Origin of the sequence: Agrobacterium sp. ST15.13.015 (assembly GCF_027871645.1) — a bacterium.
Classification (GTDB): Bacteria; Pseudomonadota; Alphaproteobacteria; order Rhizobiales; family Rhizobiaceae; genus Agrobacterium; species Agrobacterium leguminum.
Genome location: NZ_JAQAHF010000016.1, coordinates 79,357 through 97,300, shown reverse-complemented (window position 1 = coordinate 97,300; position 17,944 = coordinate 79,357). Strand labels below are relative to the sequence as shown.

The window sequence follows — 17,944 nt, the reverse complement described above, 5'->3', positions numbered from 1 at the left end:
GACACCCCTCGCGCTATCGACCTGCAATATATTGGAATATTGAAATATTGCTTATAGATGAGTCAAGTAGCCCACCGTCGAAAGAACAAGGCGAAATGTAAGATGCGAAAGAGAGGTGACGAAGCGGGTGCGGCTAAAGCGTTCGAGATCCGGTTCGAAGCAAGTGTCCCCGTCTTAGTTCAACTGACGATAAAGGCGACCGATATCATCCGCCGTCGAAGTAGGTCGTAAGCTTCTCCATCTGTCCATTGACCAGCATGACGAATGCACGAACCAGCGCCTTGTTCGGTTCGTTGATCGAGATGAAAAGCTACGGTCGACCCATCGATCATTGTGTCACCGCTGGCGTTAGGGACAGTCGGCGTGTCCTGCAGCCAGTTGAGCGCGGTATACGCTGGGTGTGCAGCCCTTGGCCGCAGTGAACATGGTGATGAAGGCCGACGGCGTACGGTAACCCAGAGCCTCTGATATTACGCGAACCGAACGGCCTTCTGACAGCATAGCAACAGCGCGTGACAGCCGCAGTTGCTGCCGCCAATCCTGAAACGTCATGCCCAGATCACGAAGGCATCTGCGCGCCAGGGTCCGCTCGGTGGCATTCACATGGCGCGCCCAGTCGGAAAGCGACCTCCTGTCGCCGGGATCGCAGATCAGGGCTTCGAGGACCAGCGACAGGAAACGATCTTCTGACAACGGAAGGAAATCGTCGCTTGCAGTCCCTTCACTCAACTGGTCGAGCAGCACGCGAAGGAGGCGCTCGTTCTGGGGCCTTCCAACATCAAAGCCTCCTCGCCTGCGCAATTCCTGGAATATAGCGTCGGCAATCGGACTGACCGAGATAGCCGTGGCAACTGTTGGCAGATTTTCACATAAGCTAGGGTCGACATCGATGAGGGCATAGGATGTTCCGGGCACGGCCCAGGCAAGATGCTCCGTCGCCTTGGGCAACCACAAACCGTAGTCAGGCGGCGCGGCGTATCTCCTTCCCTCCACCTTCAGCTCGATTGCTCCGGCATAGGCATACACGAACTGGCCCCATGGATGGCGCTCCATTGCGAAGGTCGTGACTTCGGATATTTCGACAAGCCTGGCGACGACGTCGCCTAGATCCAGGTCGGCACATTTGCAAAGTGAACGGGTCATAGCGCTTTTGTCCGATTGCAATGATCCAGTGTCCGGATTTCGATATCCGCTTTGCACTATAGACCATTGTGAAACTGCGCGACAGGAGGATTACATGTCTGCTTTGCATGCCCTTGAACAGGTTCCACGCCTCGATCTGCGGGGCTTCGTTTCTCCGGTCCAATATCTGGAGCGATTTAGTGCCGCCATCGGCGCCGAGGTCTGGTGCAAGCGCGATGACATCGGCTCAGTCGGGCTTGCCGGAAACAAGGTTCGTAAACTCGAAGTCGAACTGGCCCACGCGCTCTCTCAGGGGGCGACACATCTCGTGGCCGAAGGCTCACGTCTTTCCAACGCAACCCGCGCTGTGGCGGCGGCGAGCGCCGCGCTCGGGCTGAAATGCACCTTGGTGCTTTGCCATGACGATCCCAAACAACCCGTCGGCAACCTCATGCTCGACGGATTGTTGGGCGCCGAGCTCAGGTTCGTTGGAGATATCGATTGGCATGAACTCTCCAGGAGGGCGGCTGGCGTCGTCGAGGAGTTGGAGCGTTCTGGTGAGCGCGTCTACCGGTTACCGATAGGATGTGCGTCGGAGCGAAGCTGCCTCGGCTTTGCCATCGGATTCAACGAGCTCCGCGACCAGATGATCAAAGCCGGACGCCCGGCCGGAACCATCGTGCATGCCAGTTCGTCGGGGGGCACCCATGCGGGCCTGGTCCTTGGCAATGCGCTTCATGGATCTGAGTGGAATATTCGCGGGATCGTCGTCGCAGGGGAGGTTTACCCTGACGTCGTTGGGCAATATCTTGCTTTTGCGCGCGGCGGAGCAGACCTTATTGGCGCCCATTACGAACTTCGGCGAGAGGATATCAAGCTCACAGAGAAATATCTTGGTGAAGGGTACGGCCGTCCGTCGCCCCGTGTCTACGACGCGATCGATCTATTAGCAACCACAGAAGGGATACTCACCGACCCGGTTTACAGTGGGAAGGCGATTGCCGCCATCGTGGATCTTGCGTCGAGAAACGAACTGAAGGGGCCGATCGTGTTCTGGCATACCGGCGGATACCATGCGCTGTTCGATCCACATTACGCGAGGAATGTTTGGTCATCGGTCAATCGGTTGGCGCAGATAGAGTTGTAGCGCCGGGATAGCAGTCTGCGCCCTTTGCGCAGACTGCTCCTCTATAGCCCGAAATATGAGATCATCAGATCGATCTGAGCGTCCAGCATCCCCGCGCCGTATCGAACGTCGCACCCTGCGGAGACGGCCGCCTTCAGCAACGGGGTCTCTCTCGGTTTCATAACGATGTCGGCCACGATCATTCCAGGCCGAAGCAGGTCGGTATCCAGTGGAAGCGGATCAGTCTCAGGATGGAGGCCGCAGGGCGTTGCATTTACGACCAGATCGGCATCGGATAAAGCGTTGCCCGAGACCGCAACATCCAGATCTCCATATCGCCTGCTGATATCATCCACCAATGCCGCTGCTCTATCCCCGTTTACGTCTGTAATCCTCAATGAGGCACAACCGCTACCGGCAAGTGCGAATGAGATTGCCTTCCCGGCGCCTCCGGCGCCGATAACCAGGGTTTTGCGTCCCTTCGCGTCGTGGCCGCCATTCAACATGCCGCCAAGGAAACCGTCACCATCAAGGTTGGTCGCGACCATTTTTCCCGCGCCGGTCCGGCGCACGACATTCACAGCGCCAAGCGGGCGCGCCATCTCATCGACTTCGTCGGAAAGTTCGTATGCAAGCTCCTTGAAGGGAACGCTGACGACGATCCCACCCAGATTCTGAGTGCGCCTTATCGCCTCCCAACCGGTCTTGAAGTCCTCGGGTGTAAAATGGACTGGGACCATAATGGCGTCGATCCCTCGCGCTTCGAATACCGGATTGATAATCTCCGGTGTCCGGACGTGGTGGATCGGATGAGCGATCATGTAGAAAGTCTTCGTGCTGCCAGAGATCATTTTCGGCCTTCCCGATCTATCGACTTCCCCGCTACCCGCCTTGTTGGGCAATTGCTGCACTAACAGTTCACTGATCACCGGAAGCCCCAACAGCCCCATGGTCGTAAGCGATCAGTAGATCCTTCGCATCGATCTGGTCGCCCGGGCGCACGAGAACTTCCGCGATCTTGCCATCCCGCTCGGCGTGAAGCGCCGTTTCCATCTTCATCGCCTCGATGGAGAGCAACACATCGCCAGCCTTGACCTCCTGGCCTTGATTGACGAAGACGCGGCTGATGACACCCGGCATAGGTGCCCCGACATGCGACGCGTTGCCAGGTTCGGCCTTGCGGCGCACGGCAGAGCCGGAAGCACCATGCGTCCGATCCGGCACCTTGATACGGCGCGGCTGACCATTGATTTCGAAAAACACCGTCACCATGCCCTTGTCGTCAACGCCGGACGAAGCCTGATTGACGATGACCAGCGTCTTGCCGCGCTCGATATCGGCAAACAGTTCCTCGCCATCCTCCATTCCGTAGAAATAGGCATGGGTGGGAAGCACCGAGACCGGACCATAGGTTTCGGCGGTGAGCGCGAAATCCGTGAATACCTTCGGATACATCAGATAGGACGCGAACTCGAAATCATCGACCTTGCGCTCCAGCTTGGTCTCGATGGTCTTCCGTTCGGCATCGAGATCGGCATCCGCCAATAGTGAACCCGGACGAACGGTATAGGGCGCTTCGCCCTTCAACGCTTTTTTCTGCAGGGCTTCCGGCCAACCGCCGGGCGATTGTCCGAGATCGCCCTTCAGCATGGAAACCACGGACTCCGGGAAAGAGACCTCGCGCTCGGGATTCCGTACGTCGGCCACTGTCAGGTCCTGGCTGACGATCATCAGCGCCATGTCACCGACGACTTTCGAAGACGGCGTCACCTTGACGATATCGCCGAACATCCTGTTGGCATCGGCATAAGCCTGCGCCACTTCGTGCCAACGGCTTTCGAGACCCAGCGAACGCGCCTGCTCCTTGAGGTTGGTGAACTGACCACCCGGCATTTCGTGCAGATAGACTTCGGACGCCGGCCCCTTGAGATCGCTTTCGAAAGCCGCATACTGGTTGCGCACGGCCTCCCAATAGAAGGAAATGCGGCGAATCCATTCGGTATCAAGGCCCGTATCGCGTTCCGACCCGGCAAGCGCTTCCACGATCGAACCAAGGCACGGCTGCGACGTATTGCCAGAGAAGGCGTCCATCGCGGCATCGACCGCGTCGACGCCCGCATCCACGGCGGCAAGAACCGTCGCTGCCGCAATTCCTGACGTATCATGGGTGTGGAAATGGATCGGCAGACCCGTTTCTTCCCGCAGCGCCTTGAACAGAACCTTGGCGGCAGCCGGTTTCAGCAGGCCCGCCATATCCTTGACGGCAATAATATGCGCGCCCGCGCGTTCCAGTTCCTGGGCGAGATTGGTGTAATATTTCAGGTCGTATTTCGGACGCGCCGAATTGAGGATGTCTCCGGTGTAGCAGATGGCCGCTTCACAGAGCTTGTTTTCCTCCGAGATGGCATCCATCGAGACCCGCATATTCTCCACCCAGTTCAGGCAATCGAAGACACGGAAAAGATCAATGCCGCCCTTTGCGGCCTGACGGACAAAATACTTCACGACGTTATCCGGGTAGTTCTTGTACCCGACGCCGTTTGCCCCGCGCAGAAGCATCTGCAGCAGCAGGTTGGGAGCACCTTCGCGGATCAGCGCCAGACGCTCCCACGGGTCTTCTGTCAGGAAGCGCATGGAAACGTCGAATGTCGCACCGCCCCAGCACTCCAGCGACAGAAGCTGTGGCAGCGCCTTGGGATAGGCGCTGGCGACGCGGACGATATCATGGGTGCGGACGCGGGTCGCAAGCAGCGACTGATGTCCGTCGCGCATCGTCGTGTCCGTGACGAGTACCCGCTTTTCGTTGCGCATCCAGTCTGCGAAACCCTTCGGGCCGAGCTTGTCCAGCAACTGCTTGGTGCCGTCGGGCGTCGGCGCATCGATATAGGGCACGATGGGCTTTGCCGCCTTGTCCGAGGGCCTTGCGCGTCCCTTGGTTTCCGGGTGGCCGTTCACGGTCACATAGGCGAGATAGGTCAAAAGCTTGGTAGCGCGGTCCTGCCGTTTGACCTGGGCGAAAAGCTCGGGCGTCGAATCGATGAAGCGCGTCGTATAGGTATTGTTGCGGAAACTGTCATGGCCGATGATGGCCTCTAGGAATGTGAGGTTGGTCGCCACCCCGCGGATACGGAATTCGCGCAAAGCGCGATCCATACGGTTGATCGCCTCGTCAGGCCGCGGCGCCCAGGCCGTCACCTTCACAAGCAACGGATCGTAGTAGCGGGTGATGACAGCGCCAGTATAGGACGTGCCGCCATCCAGACGGATACCGAAGCCTGAAGCGGAGCGATAAGCGGTGATACGGCCATAATCCGGAATGAAGTTGTGTTCCGGGTCTTCCGTCGTAATGCGGCACTGGAGGGCGTGGCCATTCAGGCGGATATCCTCCTGCCTCGGCACCCCGGATTCCTGCGTGCCGATGGCCGCGCCTTCCAGAATGTGAATCTGCGCCTTGACGATATCGATACCGGTGACGACTTCCGTAACGGTATGTTCCACCTGAATGCGCGGATTGACCTCGATGAAGTAGAATTTGCCGGTATCGGCATCCATCAGATATTCGACCGTGCCCGCACCGATATAATTCGTGGCACCCGCAATCTTCAGGGAGTAGGAGGCGAGCTCCTGACGCTGTGCTTCGCTCAGATAGGGCGCGGGCGCACGCTCGACGACCTTTTGATTACGCCGCTGGATCGAACAATCACGCTCGAACAGATGCACGACATTGCCGTGCGTGTCGCCGAGAATCTGGCTTTCGACGTGACGCGCACGCTCGACCAGCTTTTCGAGATAGACTTCGTCCTTGCCGAAGGCGGCCTTGGCCTCGCGCTTGGCTTCCGTCACCTCGCGGGCTAGGTCTTCCTTTTTACGGATGGCGCGCATGCCACGGCCACCACCGCCCCAGGAGGCCTTGAGCATGACGGGATAACCGATCTCCTCCGCCATACGCTCCACTTCCGCCATGTCGCCCGGTAGTGGGTCGGTGGCGGGAACAACAGGAACGCCAACCGAAATCGCGAGATTGCGCGCTGCAACCTTGTTGCCGAGCTGGCGCATCGTATCCGCCGTCGGTCCGATGAAGGTGATGCCCGCCTTGTTGCAGGCCTCCACGAATTCGGGGCTTTCAGACAGAAGACCGTAACCGGGATGAATCGCGTCCGCTCCGGAGAGCTTCGCAACGCGGATAACCTCCTCGATCGAAAGATAGCTCTCGATCGGTCCCATATCCTTGGCGAGATGCGGCCCCCTGCCGACCTGATAGGACTCGTCCGCTTTGAAGCGGTGCAAAGACAGCTTGTCCTCTTCCGCCCAAATCGCAACGGTTTTTATCCCGAGCTCGTTGGCTGCCCGGAAAACGCGGATCGCAATTTCGGATCGGTTGGCAACAAGTATTTTTGTGATTGGCATGACGTCTCCTTGGAGGAACTCGTTGCCCGAAACGCATGTCACACCCCTCTCAACCTGCGCGGCCTCAGAGGTGATATCCGCAGGCTCCAATTCTTCAGTGGAGTAGATTGCGGCAAGTACACCTTTCATCTCGCGAAAGGCAAAGGAGTTCGCTCGTTGATACCTTTACCGGCTACTTTTCGAGTGTCGGGTCTTCCGCAAACACGCCGCCAACGGACCAGTTCTTGCGCTCAACGTCCATGAACACGATCTGGACATCGTCCGGTCCGCATTTGGCGATGCGGGCCAATTCCCGGGTAAACACCGAGGCAACTTCCTTCTTTTGCTCCTGGCTGCGGCCAGAAAGCCAATCGACACGTATGACGGGCATTTGCTTCTCCTTAAATCTACGATCCTGCAGCGAGACCGGTTCAGATACCGATAGCCTGATAAGCGTCGGCGATCTTCCTGATGGCGATGACATAAGCTGCCGTTCGGAAAGTCTTGATTTCCGCAGATGAGCGCTTCACCTCGGCAATCTTCTGGTAGGCGTTGCGCATCACGTCCTCCAGCCCCGACCTGACCAGATCGATTTCCGCGCCGCCCTCCAGGAATTCGTCGCGGATGTCGCTCGGAAATGACCGCTCAGTCATCGCTTCGAGAGCGTGTGTGATATGGAGATTCCTGCGCTCACGGCGCCGGCGCTCCATCAGCCCGAAAGGGATGTGTGTAATGTTTTTGACCCATTCGAAGTAGCTCACCGCTACACCGCCGGCATTCACGAAGAGGTCGGGCAGAACGACCACGCCGCGATCGGACAACTGTCGCTCAGCCTCGAAGCTGATGGGTCCATTTGCTGCTTCAGCGATGAACTTTGCTCGAATGCGGCCGACGTTTTCAAGCGTGATGGCGTTTTCCATAGCCGCTGGAATGAGGATGTCGCACGGAAGTTCGAGACCTGCGGCCCGGTCGGTATAGCTCTGCGCCCCCGGAAATCCAAGGATAGTCCCATGTTCACCGTGGAAGCGTTTGAGCTCTTCTATGGCCAGCCCGTCGGCATTGGTGACGTATCCATCGCGCTCAACGACCGCGATGATCCTGGCACCATCGTCTTCACTCAGGAATTTGGCTGCGTGGTACCCGACGTTGCCAAATCCCTGGACGACAACGGACATGGTCCGCAAATCCCGGCGCCCGTCTATGCCGTTTTCCTGGGCGTCGCGCAGGTAACTTTGGATAGCGTATTGAACCCCCCTGCCCGTCGCTTCGGTTCTTCCTGCGATCCCGCCACTGGCCAGTGGCTTGCCGGTAACGCAGGCGTTGGCATTCATGATGTCGGATGGACCAGTGCGCTTGTATTCATCCGCCATCCAGGCCATGGTCTGTTCACTTGTGCCCATGTCTGGCGCGGGGACGTTTCGGCCCGGGCATATGAGATTGCGCTTAGCGAGTTCCTGGGTAAATCGGCGCGTGATACGCTCCAGCTCATGGGCATCCCATTCGGTGGGATCAATTTTGAGCGCACCTTTCGACCCTCCGAACGGTACGTCGACGACCGCGCACTTCAGGCTCATGAGCGCAGCGAGCGCCTCGACTTCTTCCTGATCGGAGTGGATCGAGTATCGAATTCCGCCTTTTGCCGGCTCGACATGCTCACTGTGCACCGAGCGCCAGCCGGTAAAGCTAAACATTCTGCCGCGCAACCGGACGCCGAAACGGACTGTGTAGGTCGAGTTGCAAGCCTTGATCCGCTCGGCAAGCCCCTCGGTAAGGGACAGATGCGTCATAGCATTATCGATATAGGCCTCAACGCTCTGAAGAAATGGCGCGTCGATTTGATCGGGCTGAGGGATGGTTGCAGTATCCAATTGTACGGTCCTCGAGGTTGGGGTCGCGGAGCTGGCCAGGGACAAGCCCTTCCGCTCTGTTGAATTGCACGCGGGTTCGATCAGGTCGCCAGCCTCTGGCACCATAGGGAAAGAAGCGGCTGCGACGCGCACCGCATCGCAAACTCACGACCTGCGGCGCAGACAATCGGGGAACCGATCTGGTGGCTCTTCCACTCACCGCTGATCGATTTGTACTCTCCAGGCGAAAGAGGAAACATCACCCGCGGCAAGCGCAGGACGTAGTCCGGAAAGCGGGTGTATGGCGCCATGATTGTGATGCCCAGCAACACCTTGTCGCTACTATCTGTCTTGGGCGCCCCCAAAACGGCATGAGCGTGGTTTCGCTCGAAATTGAGGCTGGCAAACGGACCGCTCTTTGCCGAATACCAGACGAGGCCATCTTCAAGTTCATCCAGCGCTGCCGCCAGGAACTGAGAGTTCGGGCCTTCGTTAGCCAAACTGTTCAACGCGGTGTTAAATTCGCCGCGGAGCCGAAACTCGGGCTGCAAGCGTGGTCCGGACACGCTGCGAACGCCACTGGCCTGAAGAAGATTGAGCATCTTGCAGGCTGGCAAAGTGCCGGGTACGTCGGGATTTTGACCGAGAACACTGTTCTCCATGGCCCTGATGACATGTTTGAGAGCCTTGGGCCGCTTGCCCCGGGAACCTTCCTCAATATGTATCTCCGATATGGATGGACCGAAGAAATGATCCGTGCTGGTCGCTTGAACCGGGTCGGCCAACGAAAGCATGCGCGTTCCTCATCATGGCTTGTACATCGAGCGGCAGACCGGGCCCCGGACAGCGGATGCAAGGGCTGCACCGGGCGAACCTACGGACCCATCCGTTTGCCGGCCGCGTCGCCAGAAACGACGCGGCCGGCGCCTGATCAAGCGAGGGCGGGCTTGTCCCAGAGATTGAGGGACTGGCCGATGCCGTTCTTCTTGGCGTTCTCATACATTTCGAAGCCCCAGCTGATGTCGAAGACAGCCATGCCGCAAGCGATGAAGATGACCCGATCCTTGGCGCTTTCGCGGCCCGGCTTCTTGCCGTTGACCACGTCGCCAAGGCCGGTCGAGTCTTTGAGAGCCGGCAACTTGCCAGCGTCGATGAGACGGAAGAACGGACCGCCAATCACGCCGCCGTAGTAGGCATCCTTGTTGCCCGAGGCGATAGCGTCCTCGACATAGGCTTCCTGAAGCGGCGTGTGATCGTAGACGATCGTCGCCCCAGTGAGGAAGGACTCGTCCGTGTTGAACGGACCGGAAACGAGGATGGTCGCGCCTTCCTTGATCCACTCGTCCTTGAAGTAGAGCGGCTTGAGGCGCGAAGCCGCCACGGTGATGACGTCGATGTTGCGGAAGCCTGCCTCGGCCTCGTCGACGCCGACGGCCTTGACCTTGTAGGTCTCCGCGACCCAGCGCGCGAGTTCATTTGCCTTGTCCAGGAACACGTCGAAGCAGACGACTTTCTCGACGGCGGGAAGCTGGGTCATGATGGCGGTGAAGCAGGCCTTGTTGATCGGACCGCAACCGACAATGGAGACGATCTTAGCATCCTTGTTGGCGAGGTGCTTTGCCGCGACGCCCGGTACGGCGCCTGTGCGCGCGGCGCTGAGCAGGTTCGCTGACATCAGCGCCATCGGCGCGCCGGTTTCCTTGTCGTTCAGCATCATCGTTAGGATCGAGCGCGGAAGGCCCTTCTGGGTATTGGCATGGTTCGAGCCGTACCACTTGTTGCCGCAGACGTCGAAGCGGCCGCCGAGATAACCGGGCATGGCGGCGAAACGCCGGTCCGGGCCGGCGACGGGCATGTTCGGGAACTTCGTTTCCTTCGGAAAGACGATGTTGAGGCCATGGCTGTTGTGGTTGGCACCGCCCATGAGGTAGTCGCCCTCGCCCAGCAGGCTGAAAGTCTCCTCGCAGATTTCCACGCAACGCTTTGCGTCGTTGACACCGGCGGCGATCATGTCGGGTTCGGAAAGGTAGAGAAAGTCGATTTTCGTGGTCATAATGGAGCTCCCTATGGATGAAGGTTCGATCGGCTGATTTCTTGATCGTCAGAATTTTAGGAGAGGCTTGATGTCGTAAAGGCGGCATCCGGCGCTGCGGGCATTGGCACGCATCAGGAAGTTCAGCTTTTCGATGCGCTCGCCGGAACGAGGCGCGCCGTTCTTCTGAAACGGAACCTGAAGTCCGACCGAGAAATCCATCACGACATCGTCAACGACACCGCCGGAGCGCCCTGAGGGGACGGAAATTATGCCATGTTCGCTCGCGTAGCGGTGAGCGTCCATCGCTTCTGTGATCGTGCCGACCTGATTGGGCTTCAGGATAAAGCCGCCGACAGCTTTGGTTTCGAAAGCGCGCTTGAGGTATTGGAGCTTGGTTACCGTTAGGTCGTCACCAAGGATGATCGTCCGGTCAATCTCGCGGTTTGCTTTAACATAGCCATCCCAGTCGTTCTCATCGAGGAGGTCCTCGATAAAAACGAAGTCGTATTTTTCCGTCAGGCGCTTGGCGTAAGCGATCAGCTCGTCACTGGTCACGCGTTGCCCTTTCAGAAGATACGTACGGCTCTCAGCGTCGAAAAACTCGCTCGACGCGCAATCGAGAGCGAAAGCGATGCGCCCGGTGTAGCCGCAGGCGTCGATAGCCTGCTGCATGAGATCGAGAAGCACTTCCGGATCGTCCGAGGGCGCTGCGTAACCGTAAGAGCTAGCGACCTGCGGTTTGTGGCCGAGGTGTCTGGTGAGCACGTGCGAGAGCTCCTGGAAAACGGTAACCGCCATCTCGATCGAAACGTCGATACTGTCCGTACCGTAGGGAACGATCAGGAACTCGTTGAAGGACTGGATGAAACCGTCGTATTTTCCGCCATTGATGACGTTGAAGCAGGGAACAGGCACAGTCTTGATCGTACCGCCCGCAATGTGGTCATAGAGCGGAATGCGCAGCGCATCGGCCGCAGCACGGAAAGCCGCGATCGATACCGAATATATCGTGTTGCCGCCAAGGCTCCCCTTATCTGGCGTACCGTCGATCGCGATCATCTTCTCGTCAATGGCGCGCTGATCGAAGACGTCCATCCCGATGAGCGCTGGTGCGATGATCGTCTCGACCTTCTGGACCGCCTTGTGAACACTAAGGCCGCCATAGGTCGACTTGTCGCCGTCGCGCAGCACGAAGGCTTCGTGCATGCCGACCGAGCTCCCGGTCGGAGCCGCGCCGCGGCCGACAGCACCGCTTTCGGTGCGGATTTCCACCTCTACCGCTGGGCGGCATTTGCAGTCGATGATCTGCTGGGCGAAGATTGAGGCAATCCTGTCTTCCATGTTACTGGCCCTCCTTCAGGGCTGGTACGTAAAGAATGTTGAGGTCGCACAGGTTGGTGCCGGTGTTGCCGGTGAAGACAGCGGAGCCGATAGCGTCGAGCGCCTCGAAACAACTGTGCTCGCGCAGCGTCTGATGGAGATTGATGCCCTTTCCCGCAGCAGCCGCCAGACTGGCGGAATCGGTGATGCCGCCGGCCACCTTGGCCGTCCCGTCGGTTCCTTCGCTGTCAATCGACAGAAGGCACGCGCCCTTTGTTTTCGCGGCGGTGATCGCAAAGCTGATCGTCATCTCCTGGCCCGGTCCGCCGTGCCCGCGGATGACGCTGTTGTCGAGAATCTGAGTCGTGACCTCGCCAGAACTGAGCAGCACGCACGGCGCCTTGACCGGGTTGCCGTAAGTCTGGATCTCACGCGCCATCGAAGCGAAGAACGTGCCTGCGTCCTTGCTTTCACCTTCCAGGAAAGAAGAGACGATAATGGCAGGAATACCCATCTCCTCACAGATTTCCTTGGCGGAGATGCAGGAATCCGGCAGGGTGTTGAGCAAGAAATAGGTGTTGTTCGGAAAGGCCTTCGGCGTTTCCTTGTCCGGCCCGGCATTCATCAGGTAGTCGACGACGCTCTTTGGCAGGCGGTCGGCCACGTCATAATTGACGATGGTAGCGCGCGCATCATCCAGTGTCGTCGCATCGGGCCCAATGGGCGTGCTTTTATAGGCAGCGTAGGGGACGGCGATGTCACCGGTTGCCGGTGAGCCGACGGCATCGCTGATGCCGAAGCCGATCAGCTCCGCGCCCACGTCCTGAATGCGCTTGGCGAGCATGCCCCCGTTCAGCGCGGATATGTGCCGGCGCACCGCGTTGATTTCGTAGATTCCGGCGCCGGATTTCAGCAGTACGTCGGTCGTGTCGATCTCGTCCTGCAGCGAAATACCGTCGATTGGGCAGGACATCAAAGCGGAACTGCCACCGCTGATGACTCCGATAAAAAGGTCGTCCGGACCCGCCTGGTCGATGATCTCGATCATCTTCCTGGATGCCTGGTAGCCTGCCTCGTTCGGCAGAGGATGGCCGCCAACGTAAACCTCGGTCTTGTTGAAACGATCGGTTTCCTCGTGGATCTTCACGATGGCTATTCCGCGCGTGAGGCGGTCGCCAAGGACGTGATCCACCGCCATGGCCATGTGGTTGCAGGCCTTGCCCGCACCAAAGAGGTAGATGTTGCGCTTCTTCGACAGGTCCCACGACTTCGTGCCGATGTGCAGGATATCGCCCTCAAGTCGCATGATGCTGCGGATGCGCTTGTAGCTATCGAGCCGCTCAAGTGTCCGGTCCGCGATTTCAAGGACAATCTGGCGTGACGCCGCATCCCCGTGAGCGGCAATCTCGTCAGCGTTTCGAATTTTGTTCGCCCTGAACATCCGGACAGCTCCTCCGACTTGTTTTGAATTCGTAATTGCGATCAGGCCTTTTCTTGAGGCCGGCCATTTTCATACGCTCATAAATAGCCTAAAAGGCTATTGTCGACAATAGCCTTTGCGCGGGAATTCGATATAGTTCTCTTGTTCGCCCCTTGGGGGAGCGTTAATGTTGAATTTCAAGCAACTGTGGGCCGACGATGACGCAAATGAAGCTACCAAAAATCGAAAAAATGCCAGCGGACGTGCGAGCGCTTGGCGTATTGAGATCCCAAATCGTGGACGGATCGATCCGACCGGGATCGCGCTTGACAGAGGTCCAGCTTTCGGAGGGCATGGGTCTTTCCCGTGCCACTGTCCGCACGGCGCTGCATCAGCTTGGAAAAGAAGGGCTCGTCAGTCTCGTTCCCTACACGGGTTGGACGGTCGTTGAACTCACCCATCAGGATGTTTGGGAGCTCTACACGCTACGAGGTGCTATCGAACGTCTGGCGGCACAGTTTGCTGCGACCAATGCCGACAATGAGGCGATGTCGCGTATTGAGGCCGCATTTGACCGGCTGAAAAATACAGTGACGGAGAGCTCTGAAACAATTGCTGAGGCCGATTTCGGTTTTCACAAATCGATCATCGACGAGTCCGGGCATAGCCGCCTAAAACAACAATATAAGCTGATAGAGCAGCAAATCCGCGTGTTCATCCGATCAAGCAATCTTCTGATAGAAGATCCCTTGGAGATTATCGTCCAGCATGAACCGATCTGGAATGCTATCCGTGAACGGGATTCGGTTCTTGCTGGGACGTTGGCTGAGCAACACAACATTACAGAAGGTCAAAAGCTCACCGGTTCGTTATCACGTCCCGACGGCGACTGAGAACGCCGCTATTCCCGGACGCGCGGGAGTAGCGGCGCTGCTTAATAGTGATCAGGATTAGAACGGTCGTCTCGTCGGAGCTTCGTTCCCGCTTCGCCCCACCAGGAAATCAAAATCGAGCCCCTTATCAGCCTGCAAGACATGCTCAACAAAGAGGCGCTCGTAACCGCGCTTATGGCTGATGGGCGCAAAGGAGGCTTGCGACCGCCGCAGTTCAAGTTCGTCATCGGTGAGATTGACCGACAATGTGCCCGCCTCGACGTCCAGCGAAATCAGGTCACCATCACGGATCAGAGCCAGCGGACCACCGATCGAGGATTCGGGCGCAACGTGAAGCACGACCGTACCATAAGCCGTGCCACTCATGCGGCCGTCCGAAATCCTGACCATATCGGTGACGCCCTTTTCGAGAATATGCTTGGGCAAACGGATATTTCCAAGTTCCGGCATGCCCGGATAACCTCTGGGGCCAATCCCCTTCAGAACGAGTACGCAGGTCTCGTCGATATTCAGAGACGGATCATCGATGCGCTTGTCGAGATCTTCCACGGATTCGAACACGACGGCACGGCCCGTATGTTTCATCAGGTGCGGACTTGCGGCTGATGGTTTCATCACAGCACCGTTTGGTGCAATGTTGCCCCTGATGATGCGCAGCGCGTTCTGCGGCTTGATCGGTTTGTCGAACGGCGCGATGACGTCGTGGTCAAGGCTTTCGACGCCAGCGAGTTCCTCCCGCAGCGTCGTTCCGCCTGCGGTACGCGCATCAAGGTTGAGCCTCTCCCCAAGCGATGCCATGACGGCCGGCAATCCACCCGCGGAGAAGAATTCCTCGACGAGGTACTTGCCGTTCGGAAGGATGTTGGCAAGAAGCGGGATTGACCGGCTGTTTTCTTCGAAGTCGGCAAGGGTCAGTTCAATCTCCAGGCGCCCCGCCAAAGCCAGCAAATGAATGATTGCATTCGTGCTCCCGCCGAGGGCAGCGTTGACTCGGATTGCATTCTCAAGCGCCGATCGATCGACGATCTTAGAGAACGCCAGATCTTCTCTGACCATCTCGACGATTCGCCGACCAGACAACTGCGCGGAGCCCTTCCGACGCCCATCAACCGCGGGAATGGCAGCAGATCCCGTGAGACTGAGGCCGAGGGCTTCTGCGATACAGCCCATCGTCGTTGCCGTCCCCATCGTGTTACAGGCGCCGTTACTGCGCGACATTCCGTATTCCGACGCAAGGAAAGCGTCCTTCGTCATACGCCCTGCCTTGTATTCGCCGTGCATACGAAAAATGTCGGAACCCGAACCTACCTGCCGCATCCCAACGCGACCGCTCAGCATCGTCCCACCGTGCACGACGATGGTCGGGAGATCGACGCTGGCTGCCCCCATCATGTAGGCGGGCGCCGTATTGTCGCATCCTGTTGGCAAAACCACGCCGTCGAGCGGGTTTGCGCGAAGTGTCGCCTCGAGCTCCATACTCATCATATTGCGGAAAAGCATTCCGCTCGGACGCATGATGGAGTCGCCGATCGACATAGTGGAAAACACAAGCGGGAAGCCGCCAGCTTCGAGCACACCGCGAGCAACCCATTCCGCCAGTTCCGTGAGATGGGCGTTGCAGGGGACCAGATCGGATGCCGAGTTGGCAATGCCGATTACGGGTTTGCCCTCGAACATATCTGGTAGCGCACCACGCGCCTTGAGGTGGGTGCGGTGCTCATACCCGGTATTGTCAATGCGCTTGAACCATGCCTCGCTACGGAGAGGTTTTTTGTCGACGGTCATCATGTTCTCCATTCGAAGCACCCCTCCCCGCCATCTTCGAGAGCGATGGGTTGCATTCACTATTCGTCGGAACGGTATTGGCGAGACGCCGCAGATTGCAGCGCCTCGCCAGACTGTCGCTATTTCTTGATTTCGCCCGCGAGCTTGTCGATGTATCCGCTCGCGATGCGGTCGACTTCGCCGATCGCGGTCTGCTCCTGGATGAAGAAGTTCAGCGACTGGATATCCGAATACGAAGCATCACGACGCAGGCCAAACGCGATGCCCTGCTTCGAGATAGCAGGCTCGGGGTTAAGCGTCACCCAGCGATCCTTGCCCGTCGCTGAAAACAGCGTGTTGCTGTCGCTGTCATCGACGAGGATGTCGCCTCTCCGTGAAGAGAGCGCCAGGCGAGTGGCGTCGATATCGGGCAGGCGCAGGATCGTTGCATTCTTGATCTGGCGCGTAAGTGTTCCGTCGATTGCCGTGCCCGACATGATGATGATCGTCACGCCGGCGACGTCGAGATCTGCGATAGACTTCGGTGCCGTGGAAAACTTCGGATTTGCCTTGTCGTAAACGCCGGAAACTTCGTACTGAACGACCGGCTGACTGAAGGCGATCGCCATAGCCCGCTTGGGATTCTGGTTCAAAGCCATGGACAGGTCCCAGCGATTGGCCTGCAAGCCGGCAACGATGTTGTCCCAGGTCGTGTCGACGATTTCAGCTTTTACGCCAAGGGCGTCCTGAGCAAACTTCTTGCAGAGGTCGACGAATGTACCGCTGTATTCGCCGCTTTGAGGATCGCGAATAACGTGCGGGGGCGCGACTGCCGCGCCGCAACGGAGCGTTCCGCGCTTCTGGATTTCCTGCCAGTAACCTTCGGCAGACTGGGCATTGGCCTGACCTGCTCCAGCGAGAACTGTTGCGCCGAGGATCAACCCGGTGATGAGCTTCGTAAGTTTCATTTTAACACTCCCAATTGTTGCTGCTGTTCCGTTGATTGCTTTTATTCGCATGCATCTGTTCGGTGGGTTCTGCTGGGTTGGTTTCCTTTCTATCGTGTCCAATCGGCGCTCGGCCTGGCTAAAAGCGATCTTGGCACCGATTGCAATTGTCGACAATAGCCCTTTAGGTGTTGCGGGCAGAATTTTTTCCGTGCAATGCTCTGCACTAGAGACCCGGCCGGCTCCCGTGATGTGTCGGGACGCCGGTTGCTACCTGCTGTGTTAGTCCGCTGGTCGCGCGGCCGCGCTCATATAGGACGTATAGACCAGCCAGCCCGCATCGATCGGCATGGTGATCCCAGTGATGGCGGACGCGGACGGAGAGCACAGGAAGAGGATTGCATCTGCAACCTCCCTCGGCTCGACGAACCGTCGCAGCGCGGACCTGGAAATGACAACAGAGGGGTCGCGTTCGCCGCGATCGATGCGGCTCTTCATCGCTTCGGTCATCGTATATCCAGGCGCTACCGCATTGACACGGACACCCTGCGGACCAAGTTCGGCGGCCATGATTTCGGTCAGCATCTTCAGCGCCGACTTGCTCATGGCATATGCCGGCTGTGGCCAGGGCTGGAAAGTGGTCAGCGAGCAGAGGTTCACAATCGATCCGCCGCCCGATTGCGCCATCTCTTCGCCGAAGGCGCGCGCAGTGAGCATCGTTCCGCGAAGGTTGACGTCGATGATGCGATCGAACTCTTCGACCGGCATCTTCGTCACCTTGGTGGCGTTCTGCAAAATGCCGCCAGAGTTCACAAGTGCCGACACAAGTCCATGCTCTGCATAGACCGCCTCTTTGAATTGCCTCACCGCCTGCTCGTCGGACACATCAAGATGACGGTAGCTGACCGCGGCACCCAATTCGGCAGCGATTGCCTTTCCCCGTTCGTCGTTGATGTCTGCGATAACAACCCGCCAGCCGGCAGACACGAAGCCGCGCACACTGGCCTCGCCAATCCCGCTTGCGCCGCCGGTGACAACCGCGAGCGGCGAAGAGGTTTGTTCATTTGTACTTGCCATTGCTGAT

Annotated in this window: 14 protein-coding genes; 2 read left to right on the top strand and 12 right to left on the bottom strand. The window is 58.3% G+C overall.

Annotated features, from left to right (window positions below; genetic code table 11):
- Window positions 1-348: 348 nt before the first annotated feature.
- Window positions 349-1,143 carry a helix-turn-helix domain-containing protein gene (locus PIB16_RS21865; protein ID WP_142859670.1) on the bottom strand — a complete coding sequence of 265 codons (795 nt, stop codon included), beginning with the start codon at window positions 1,141-1,143 and terminating at the stop codon, window positions 349-351.
- A 94-nt stretch (window positions 1,144-1,237) separates the two neighbouring features.
- Between PIB16_RS21865 and PIB16_RS21860 the strand changes: the two genes are divergently transcribed.
- Window positions 1,238-2,269, top strand: coding sequence for a 1-aminocyclopropane-1-carboxylate deaminase/D-cysteine desulfhydrase (locus PIB16_RS21860; RefSeq protein ID WP_142859671.1), 1,032 nt, complete (start codon window positions 1,238-1,240; stop codon window positions 2,267-2,269).
- Between the two features lie 41 nt (window positions 2,270-2,310).
- On the opposite strand, the gene PIB16_RS21855 is transcribed toward PIB16_RS21860, so the two are convergent.
- The 8 genes from PIB16_RS21855 to PIB16_RS21820 all read right to left on the bottom strand — a co-directional run bounded on the left by PIB16_RS21855 (window position 2,311) and on the right by PIB16_RS21820 (window position 13,277).
- The gene (locus tag PIB16_RS21855) at window positions 2,311-3,177 is read right to left on the bottom strand and encodes a shikimate dehydrogenase family protein (protein ID WP_236774491.1); all 867 of its coding nucleotides are present in this window, start codon (window positions 3,175-3,177) and stop codon (window positions 2,311-2,313) included.
- Window positions 3,167-6,655 (bottom strand): pyruvate carboxylase, encoded by a 3,489-nt coding sequence (gene pyc, locus PIB16_RS21850; protein WP_142859673.1) that lies wholly within the window; start codon window positions 6,653-6,655, stop codon window positions 3,167-3,169. The genes PIB16_RS21855 and pyc overlap by 11 nt, the downstream gene beginning before the upstream one ends.
- A 172-nt stretch (window positions 6,656-6,827) precedes the next feature.
- Window positions 6,828-7,118: a tautomerase family protein gene (locus tag PIB16_RS21845; protein WP_142859675.1), complete on the bottom strand. Its 291-nt coding sequence runs from the start codon at window positions 7,116-7,118 to the stop codon at window positions 6,828-6,830.
- Window positions 7,066-8,421: a Glu/Leu/Phe/Val family dehydrogenase gene (locus PIB16_RS21840; RefSeq protein ID WP_161991868.1), complete on the bottom strand. Its 1,356-nt coding sequence runs from the start codon at window positions 8,419-8,421 to the stop codon at window positions 7,066-7,068. Before PIB16_RS21840 ends, PIB16_RS21845 begins: the two co-directional genes overlap by 53 nt.
- Before the next feature lie 161 nt (window positions 8,422-8,582).
- Window positions 8,583-9,275: a dimethylsulfonioproprionate lyase family protein gene (locus tag PIB16_RS21835; RefSeq protein ID WP_142859677.1), complete on the bottom strand. Its 693-nt coding sequence runs from the start codon at window positions 9,273-9,275 to the stop codon at window positions 8,583-8,585.
- Between the two features lie 137 nt (window positions 9,276-9,412).
- Window positions 9,413-10,534 (bottom strand): tyramine oxidase subunit B, encoded by a 1,122-nt coding sequence (locus PIB16_RS21830; protein WP_269703596.1) that lies wholly within the window; start codon window positions 10,532-10,534, stop codon window positions 9,413-9,415.
- Window positions 10,535-10,582: 48 nt separating this feature from the next.
- On the bottom strand, window positions 10,583-11,857 hold the full coding sequence (gene eno, locus PIB16_RS21825) for a phosphopyruvate hydratase (protein ID WP_142859681.1): 1,275 nt from the start codon (window positions 11,855-11,857) through the stop codon (window positions 10,583-10,585).
- Window position 11,858: 1 nt separating this feature from the next.
- Window positions 11,859-13,277 carry a glycerate kinase type-2 family protein gene (locus tag PIB16_RS21820; RefSeq protein WP_142859683.1) on the bottom strand — a complete coding sequence of 473 codons (1,419 nt, stop codon included), beginning with the start codon at window positions 13,275-13,277 and terminating at the stop codon, window positions 11,859-11,861.
- Window positions 13,278-13,474: 197 nt separating this feature from the next.
- Between PIB16_RS21820 and PIB16_RS21815 the strand changes: the two genes are divergently transcribed.
- A complete protein-coding gene (locus PIB16_RS21815) occupies window positions 13,475-14,149 on the top strand; it encodes a GntR family transcriptional regulator (RefSeq protein WP_011982822.1) in 675 nt (224 codons plus the stop codon).
- A 57-nt stretch (window positions 14,150-14,206) separates the two neighbouring features.
- Here PIB16_RS21815 and PIB16_RS21810 read toward each other — a convergent pair whose 3' ends face one another.
- From PIB16_RS21810 to PIB16_RS21800, 3 genes are all read right to left on the bottom strand, one after another.
- A complete protein-coding gene (locus PIB16_RS21810) occupies window positions 14,207-15,934 on the bottom strand; it encodes a dihydroxy-acid dehydratase (RefSeq protein ID WP_271046322.1) in 1,728 nt (575 codons plus the stop codon).
- Window positions 15,935-16,053: 119 nt separating this feature from the next.
- The gene (locus PIB16_RS21805; RefSeq protein WP_142859889.1) at window positions 16,054-16,881 is read right to left on the bottom strand and encodes a substrate-binding periplasmic protein; all 828 of its coding nucleotides are present in this window, start codon (window positions 16,879-16,881) and stop codon (window positions 16,054-16,056) included.
- A gap of 261 nt (window positions 16,882-17,142) precedes the next feature.
- The gene (locus PIB16_RS21800; protein WP_142859687.1) at window positions 17,143-17,937 is read right to left on the bottom strand and encodes an SDR family NAD(P)-dependent oxidoreductase; all 795 of its coding nucleotides are present in this window, start codon (window positions 17,935-17,937) and stop codon (window positions 17,143-17,145) included.
- Between the last annotated feature and the right edge of the window lie 7 nt (window positions 17,938-17,944).

Coding starts and splice junctions, on each gene's coding strand:
- PIB16_RS21805 (WP_142859889.1), bottom strand. CDS start 16,881: ATGAAACTTACGAAGCTCATCACCGGGTTGATCCTCGGCGCAACAGTT.
- PIB16_RS21815 (WP_011982822.1), top strand. CDS start 13,475: ATGACGCAAATGAAGCTACCAAAAATCGAAAAAATGCCAGCGGACGTG.
- PIB16_RS21830 (WP_269703596.1), bottom strand. CDS start 10,534: ATGACCACGAAAATCGACTTTCTCTACCTTTCCGAACCCGACATGATC.
- PIB16_RS21810 (WP_271046322.1), bottom strand. CDS start 15,934: ATGACCGTCGACAAAAAACCTCTCCGTAGCGAGGCATGGTTCAAGCGC.
- PIB16_RS21835 (WP_142859677.1), bottom strand. CDS start 9,275: ATGCTTTCGTTGGCCGACCCGGTTCAAGCGACCAGCACGGATCATTTC.
- PIB16_RS21800 (WP_142859687.1), bottom strand. CDS start 17,937: ATGGCAAGTACAAATGAACAAACCTCTTCGCCGCTCGCGGTTGTCACC.
- pyc (WP_142859673.1), bottom strand. CDS start 6,655: ATGCCAATCACAAAAATACTTGTTGCCAACCGATCCGAAATTGCGATC.
- PIB16_RS21820 (WP_142859683.1), bottom strand. CDS start 13,277: ATGTTCAGGGCGAACAAAATTCGAAACGCTGACGAGATTGCCGCTCAC.
- PIB16_RS21845 (WP_142859675.1), bottom strand. CDS start 7,118: ATGTCATCGCCATCAGGAAGATCGCCGACGCTTATCAGGCTATCGGTA.
- PIB16_RS21860 (WP_142859671.1), top strand. CDS start 1,238: ATGTCTGCTTTGCATGCCCTTGAACAGGTTCCACGCCTCGATCTGCGG.
- eno (WP_142859681.1), bottom strand. CDS start 11,857: ATGGAAGACAGGATTGCCTCAATCTTCGCCCAGCAGATCATCGACTGC.
- PIB16_RS21865 (WP_142859670.1), bottom strand. CDS start 1,143: ATGACCCGTTCACTTTGCAAATGTGCCGACCTGGATCTAGGCGACGTC.
- PIB16_RS21840 (WP_161991868.1), bottom strand. CDS start 8,421: ATGACGCATCTGTCCCTTACCGAGGGGCTTGCCGAGCGGATCAAGGCT.